Origin of the sequence: Zoogloea sp. (genome assembly GCF_041914405.1) — a bacterium.
Classification (GTDB): domain Bacteria; phylum Pseudomonadota; class Gammaproteobacteria; order Burkholderiales; family Rhodocyclaceae; genus Zoogloea.
Genome location: NZ_JAYSDK010000037.1, coordinates 1 through 2,444, shown reverse-complemented (window position 1 = coordinate 2,444; position 2,444 = coordinate 1). Strand labels below are relative to the sequence as shown.

Genomic DNA, 2,444 nt, shown 5'->3' with positions numbered 1-2,444 from the left:
CTATTTGGGGTTTTTATTTTTTTTATTTTTTTCTTTTGGGTGTTATTTTTTTCCCCGGGGTTGGTTAAACCCCGGGTTTTGGTCTTTTTTTTCCCCCCCCCACAGTTTGATAGCCCTTACTGTGTTTACAGCCCAAGCCCAAGCCCAAGCCCAAGCCCAAGCCCAAGCCCAAGCCCAATTCCCATCCCGTCGCAGGTAAAAAAAAGCGGCCCGAGGGCCGCCAAAACAACGCTGCAACAGGGATCGGAACGTTGGGCGTTTTACTTCTTGCGGGCAGGCGGCACGTCGGTGCAGCTGCCGTGGGCGACTTCAGCGGCCATGCCGACGGTTTCGCCAAGGGTAGGGTGCGGGTGGATGGTCTTGCCGATGTCGACCGCGTCGGCGCCCATCTCGATGGCCAGGCACACCTCGCCGATCATGTCGCCGGCCGAGGGGCCGACGATGGTGCCGCCGATGACGCGGTGCGTTTCGGCATCGAAGATCAGCTTGGTGAAGCCGTAGTCGGCACCGTTGGCGATCGCGCGGCCGCTGGCGGCCCACGGGAACTTGGCCGTCTCGACCTTCTTGCCCTCGGCCTTGGCCTGCGCCTCGGTGTAGCCGACCCAGGCCACTTCCGGATGGGTGTAGGCCACGCCCGGGATCACGGTGGCGTCGAAGGCGGCCTTGTGGCCGGCTGCGACTTCTGCCGCCACGTGGGCTTCATGCACTGCCTTGTGGGCGAGCATGGGCTGGCCGACGACGTCGCCGATGGCGAAGATGTTCGGCACGTTGGTACGCATCTGCGCATCCACCGGGATGAAGCCGCGATCGGTGACGATCACGCCGGCCTTCTCGGCGCCGATCTTCTTGCCGTTGGGCGCGCGACCGGCGGACTGCAGGATCATGTCGTACTTGACCGGCTCCGGAGATACGCCTTCGCCCTCGAACGTCACGTAGAGGCCGTCTTCCTTGGCATCCACGGCGACCGTCTTGGTCTTCAGCATGATCTTGTCGAAGCGGCTGGCGTTCTGCTTCTCCCATACCTTGACGGCGTCGCGGTCCGGGCCTTGCATCAGGCCGTCCATCATTTCCACCACGTCGACGCGGGCGCCGAGGGTCGAATAGACGGTGGCCATTTCCAGACCGATGATGCCGCCGCCGATGACCAGCATCTTCTTCGGCACGAAGCGCAGTTCCAGCGCGCCGGTGGAGTCGACGATGCGCGGGTCGCGGGGGATGAAAGGCAGGTGCACCGCGGCGGAGCCGGCGGCGATGATGCACTGCTTGAACTTCACGACCTTCTTGGCGCCGGTCTTGTCCTGGGCGTCGCCGGTGGTTTCTTCGACTTCGATGTGGTTCGGGTCGAGGAAGCTGCCGTAGCCGCGGATGATGTCCACCTTGCGGCCCTTGGCCATGCCGGCCAGGCCGCCGGTGAGCTTGCCGACGACCTTGTCCTTGTGGGCGCGCAGGGCGTCCACATCGACGGAGGGCTTGGCGAAGCTGACGCCGGCGACGGAGGCGTGCTCGGCCTCCTCGATCACCGCCGCCACGTGGAGCAGGGCCTTGGACGGGATGCAGCCCACGTTCAGGCACACGCCGCCGAGGGTGGCGTAGCGCTCGATGATGGCGGTCTTGAGGCCCAGGTCGGCGGCGCGGAAGGCTGCCGAGTAGCCGCCGGGACCGGCGCCGAGGACGACCATGTCGTACTCGACATCGGCCGCGCCGGCGTGGCTGGCGGCTGCCGGCGCGGCCACCGCTGCCGCGGCGGGCGCAGCGGCCGGTGCCGGGGCCGGGGCTGCAGCGGCTGCAGGAGCCGGGCTGGCGCCAGCGCCGTCGGCTTCGACGACGATCAGCACCTTGCCTTCGCCGACCCGGTCACCCAGGGCGACGCGGACTTCCTTGATCACGCCAGCGGCGGAGGACGGCACGTCCATCGTGGCCTTGTCGGATTCGAGGGTGGCGATGGCGTCGTCCACCTTGATGGTGTCGCCGACCTTCACGAACAGCTCGATGACCGGGACGTCGGAGAAATCGCCGATGTCCGGAACCTTGACTTCTACGAGGCTCATGGCGATCTCCTTAGAGCATGACCCGACGGAAGTCGGCCAGCAGTTGGGCGAGGTACACGTTGAAACGGGTCGCCAGGGCGCCGTCGATCACGCGGTGGTCGGCGGTCAGGGACATCGGCAGGGTCAGGCGCGGCACGAACTGCTTGCCGTCCCACACCGGCTTCATCACCGACTTGTTGACACCCAGGATGGCCACTTCCGGCGCATTGACGATCGGCGCGAAGTAGGTGCCGCCGATGCCGCCAAGGCTGGAGATGGTGAAGCAGGCGCCGGACATGTCGGCCGGCTTGAGCTTGCCGTCACGGGCGAGCTTGGCCAGGGAGCCGGTTTCGGCGGCGATCTCGAACACGCTCTTCTTGTCGGCGTCCTTCACCACCGGCACGACCAGGCCGTTGG

2 protein-coding genes are annotated in these 2,444 nt (G+C 65.8%); both read right to left on the bottom strand.

The window, feature by feature from the left end; all coding sequences use genetic code 11:
- Positions 1 to 260 precede the first annotated feature (260 nt).
- Complete coding sequence (lpdA, locus tag ACE3RX_RS19100) at positions 261 to 2,048, bottom strand: dihydrolipoyl dehydrogenase (RefSeq protein WP_374486554.1); 1,788 nt, start codon at positions 2,046 to 2,048, stop codon at positions 261 to 263.
- A 10-nt stretch (positions 2,049 to 2,058) separates the two neighbouring features.
- Positions 2,059 to 2,444 (bottom strand): 2-oxo acid dehydrogenase subunit E2 (locus ACE3RX_RS19095; protein WP_374486553.1); only part of this gene is annotated, 386 nt, incomplete at its 5' end.